Source organism: Actinoplanes regularis (genome assembly GCF_900188005.1).
Taxonomy (GTDB): Bacteria; Actinomycetota; Actinomycetes; order Mycobacteriales; family Micromonosporaceae; genus Actinoplanes; species Actinoplanes regularis.
Window position 1 is genome coordinate 1 of sequence record NZ_FZNR01000057.1, and the last position, 4,644, is coordinate 4,644.

The 4,644-nt window shown below is 71.1% G+C and carries 1 protein-coding gene; it reads left to right on the forward strand.

The features are described from left to right. The coding region (locus CHC09_RS44725; protein WP_143232965.1) for a type I polyketide synthase at nt 1-4,644 on the forward strand (4,644 nt) is incomplete at both ends.

Here is a 4,644-nt window from a genome sequence, read left to right on the forward strand (position 1 = left end):
CGGCGTTCGTGTTGTTCTCGTCGGCTGCTGGTGTGCTCGGTTCGCCGGGTCAGGCGAACTACGCGGCCGCGAACTCCTACCTCGACGCGCTCGCCCGTCAGCGGCACGCTGCCGGCCTGCCCGCCACCGCGATCGCCTGGGGTCCGTGGGCCACCGCGGACAGCGCCATGACCGGCAACCTCAACGACGTCGACCGCGACCGGATGACCCGCTCCGGCGCCCTCCCGTTCGAGGCCGCCGACGGCCTCGCCCTGTTCGACCGGGCCGCCGCCGGCGATGAGCCGGCACTGGTGGCGATGCACCTGGACACCACCGCGCTGCAGGGCGCCGACGTGCCGCCCGCGCTGCGCGGCCTGGTCCGCTCCCGGCGCCGGACGGCGATCGGCGGCGCGGTCACCGCCTCGCTGGTCGCCGACTTCGACGCGGTCACCGGTGTGATCCGGGCCGAAGTCGCCCGAGTGCTGGGGTTCAGCACGGCGTCCGACGTGGACACGCGATCCTCCTTCGCCGATCTGGGCTTCGACTCGCTGACCGCGGTGGAGCTGCGTAACCGGCTCGCGGAGGTCTCCGGTCTGCGGCTGCCGGCCACGCTGGTCTTCGACTACCCGTCGCCGGAGGTGCTCGCTCGCTACATCACGGGCGAGCTGGCCGGTGGCGCGGCGGTGGAATCGGCGGCTCCGGTCGCTGTCGCCACCGACGAGCCGATCGCGATCGTGGGGATGAGTTGCCGTTATCCGGGTGGTGTGGCGTCGCCTGAGGATCTGTGGGCGTTGCTGGTCGCGGGTGGGGACGGTATCTCGGACTTTCCGGTTGATCGGGGTTGGGATCTGTCGACGTTGTTCAGTGATGATCCGGGTAGGGCTGGTACGTCGTACGTGCGTGAGGGGGGTTTCCTGCACGAGGCGGCGCTGTTCGATCCGGCTTTCTTCGGGATCAGTCCGCGTGAGGCCGTGGCGATGGATCCGCAGCAGCGGCTGTTGCTGGAGGCGTCGTGGGAGGCGGTCGAGCGGGCCGGTATCGATCCGTCGACGTTGCGTGGTTCCCGGACCGGTGTGTTCGCCGGGGTGATGTATCACAACTACGGTTCCTGGCTCGCCGAGATCCCGGAAGAGGTCGAGGGCTTCCTCGGCACCGGGGCGTCGTCGAGCGTGGTCTCCGGCCGGGTCTCCTACACGTTCGGCTTCGAGGGCCCGGCGATGACGATCGACACGGCATGTTCGTCGTCGCTGGTCGCCATGCATCTGGCCGCCCAGTCGCTGCGGCAGGGTGAGTGCACCCTGGCCCTGGCCGGCGGTGTCACGGTCATGCCGACCCCGGACACCTTCATCGGCTTCTCCCGGCAACGCGGCCTGGCCGCCGACGGGCGCTGCAAGTCGTTCGCCGACTCGGCGGATGGCACCGGCTGGTCCGAGGGCGTCGGCATGCTGGTCCTGGAGCGGCTCTCCGATGCTCAGGCCAACGGTCACCGGATTCTTGCCGTGGTGCGTGGGTCGGCGGTGAACCAGGACGGTGCCTCGAACGGTCTGTCGGCGCCGAATGGTCCGTCGCAGGCTCGGGTGATTCGGCAGGCGCTGGCGAGTGCCGGTCTGCGTCCGTCCGAGGTGGATGCGGTTGAGGCGCACGGTACGGGTACGACGCTGGGTGATCCGATCGAGGCGCAGGCGCTGCTGGCGACCTACGGGCAGGACCGGGCCGGTGGGGAGCCGTTGTGGCTGGGTTCGCTCAAGTCGAATCTGGGTCACACTCAGGCCGCGGCTGGTGTCGGTGGCGTGATCAAGATGATCCTCGCGATGCGGCACGGCATCCTGCCGCAGACCCTGCACATCGACGAGCCCAGTCGCCAGGTCGACTGGGAGTCGGGCGAGGTCGAGTTGCTCCGGGCGGGGCGTGAGTGGCCGGTTGTGGATCGTCCGCGCCGGGCGGGTGTCTCGTCGTTCGGGGTGTCGGGGACGAATGCGCACGTGATCGTGGAGCAGGCGCCGGTGTCGGCGCCGGTCGCGCGGCAGGTGATCTCCGGTCCGGTGTTGGCGCCGTTGTCGGGGCGTTCGGGTCAGGCGGTGCTGGACGCGGCCGTGCGCCTGAACGGACAGTCCGGAGAGCTGGTGGACCTGGGATGGTCTCTCGCATCGACCCGGGCGCAGTTGCCGTATCGCGCGGCGGTCGTCGCCGCTGACCGTGACGGTTGGCGTTCGGCGCTGGCGTCGGTGGTTCCGGCTGTGGCACGGCCTGGTGGTCTGGGGGTGTTGTTCACCGGTCAGGGTGCGCAGCGGTCGGGGATGGGTCGCAGTCTGTACGAGGCGTTCCCGGTGTTCGCCGCAGCCTTCGACGAGGTCTGTGCGGCGTTGGACGAGTTCCTGCCGTCGGCGTTGCGGGATGTGGTGTTCGGCGGTGGCGAGCTGCTGGATCAGACGCTGTGGACGCAGGCTGGCCTGTTCGCTGTGGAAACGGCGCTGTTCCGGTTGGTTGAGTCGTGGGGTGTGCGTCCGGATTTTGTGGCGGGGCATTCGGTCGGAGAAATCGTCGCCGCACACGTGGCTGGGGTGTTGTCGCTGGGTGATGCGGCCCGGTTGGTGACGGCTCGGGGTCGGTTGATGCAGGCGTTGCCGGCGGGTGGGGCGATGGCGGCGTTGGCGGGCACGGAGCTGGAGGTCGCTGATCGCGGCATCGACGTCGCGGCGGTCAACAGTCCGGGTTCGGTGGTCGTCTCCGGCGCGGAAGCGGCTGTGGACGCGTTGGTCGAGGAGTGGAAGGGGCAGGGTCGTCGGGCTCGCCGGTTGTCGGTCAGTCACGCGTTCCATTCCGCGTTGATGGAGCCGATGCTGGCGGAGTTCGGTGTCATCGCCGCGCAGCTGTCGTATGACCGTCCGCGGCTGGCGGTGGTGTCGAACGTGACCGGCACGGTGATCGAGCAGTTCGATGCCAAGTACTGGGTGCGTCACGTGCGTCAAGCGGTCCGGTTCGCGGACTCGGTCGCTTACATGGCGGACGCGGGAGTGTCACGGTTCTTGGAGTTGGGTCCGGACGGGGTGTTGTCCGGGATGGGTCAGCAGTGTGCGGAGGCGTTGTTCGTTCCGGCGTTGCGTCGCGATCGGGATGAGCCGCAGTCGCTGCTGACCGCGATCGGGCGGTTGTGGGAAAGCGGAATCGACCTCGACTGGGCCGCTCTCTATGCCGGTCGTGACGGGCAGACCGTCGACCTGCCGACCTACCCCTTCCAACACGACCACTACTGGCTCACCGGCACCGGCTTCGGTGGCGACGCCACGGCCCTCGGCCAGCAGCCGGCCCGCCACCCGATGCTCGGCGCGGCCGTCAGCCTGCCCGGCGGCAGCCTCGCCCTGACCGGCCGGATCGACCCGGCCACGCTGCCCTGGCTCGCCGACCACCGGGTGCACGACACTGTGCTCTTCCCCGGCACCGGCTTCGTCGAACTGGCGATCCGGGCCGGTGACGAGGTCGGCCACGGCCACCTCGAGGAGCTGACCCTGCAGGCCCCGCTGGTGCTGGACGGCCCGGCCGTGCTGCGGGTCGTGCTCGGGCCGGACGACCAGGACCGGCGCTCCGTCGAGATCCACTCACAGGCCGGCGACTCCTGGATCTGTCACGCCACCGGTGTTCTCACCGGCCAGGCGCCGCGGCTCGATCCGCTGGACGGCTCCTGGCCGCCCGCCGGCGCCGAACCGGTGACCGTCGACGGGCTGCACGACGACCTGCTGGCGGCCGGCCTCGACTACGGCCCGGCCTTCCGGGGCCTGATCGCGGGATGGCGCTCCGGCGACGACGTGTACGCCGAGATCACCCTCCCCGGCGAGGTCAAGACCGACGGGTACGGCCTGCACCCCGCCCTGCTCGACGCGGCCCTGCACGCGATCGGCCTGGGCGACCTGTTCCCCGGCGACGGCCAGGCCCGCCTGCCCTTCGCCTGGACCGGCGTCACCCTGCACGCGACCGGCGCCACCCACCTGCGGGTGCGACTGTCGGCCACCGGCACCGGCACCGGCGCGGTCACGCTGCACGCATATGACGCGACGGGAGCGCCCGTACTCTCCGCCGGCGCCCTCGCCCTCCGCCCGTTCGCGGCTGATCGTCCGCGTACCCGCTCCGTGGCGGACGCCCTGTTCACCGTCGGCTGGAACGCGGCACCGGCCGTGATGGCGGCCGAGCCGGGCCGGTGGCTCGCCGTGGGCGGCACACTGGCCGGCCTCGACGCCGTGCCCAGCCTCGAGGCGTTGCCGGACCCCGTGCCGGAGACGGTCTTCGTCACGATCGACGAGACCGCGGACGACCGGGTGGCGGCCGCGCACGCCAACGCCGGGCGGGCGCTGGCGATCGCGCGGGAGTGGCTCACCGACCGGTTCGACGGCGCCCGCCTGGTGGTCGTCACCCGGCAGCCCACCGCCCAGGGCCTGATCCGCTCGGCCCAGTCCGAGTCGCCCGGCCGGTTCGTGCTGGTCGACGCCGACCCGGCGGAGCTGACCGCCGCCCACCTCGCGGTGGCCGCCACCGGCGCCGAGGAGCAGCTGGCGCTGCGCGACGGCGAACTGATGACTCCGCGCCTGGTGCGTGCGGTTCCGGCTGCTGATTCTGTGCCGGTTTTCGGTGCTGATTCGGTGGTGTTGGTGACTGGTGGTACGGGTGGTTTGG